1 pseudogene is annotated in these 255 nt (G+C 40.4%); it reads right to left on the reverse strand.

The annotated features are described in order from the left end of the window. A pseudogene (locus tag KI343_RS19950) lies at window positions 1-255 on the reverse strand (IS5/IS1182 family transposase); the annotation flags it as partial.

Below are 255 nucleotides of genomic sequence, written 5' to 3' on the forward strand. Positions count from 1 at the left end.
GCTACAAGGAAATCAGGCAACGCAAAATAATCCTTTTCTATTCGATCTAAAAAAGGAATCAATGTTCGTGTATCGGTAGGGTTCGGAAAAATATCATATGCTAATGCGTAACGTCCTTCCGTTGCCAGTTGCACATTATAAGCAGCTTTCAACTGCCCATCCTTCATATGGTCATCTTTCAGCCGCATAAAGGTTGCGTCATGATCCGTCTTGGAATAGCTGTTACGTTCTTCTAAAATTTCCAATGCTTCTTCA

Source organism: Oceanobacillus sp. J11TS1 (genome assembly GCF_018333215.1).
Classification (GTDB): Bacteria; Bacillota; Bacilli; order Bacillales; family Amphibacillaceae; genus Oceanobacillus.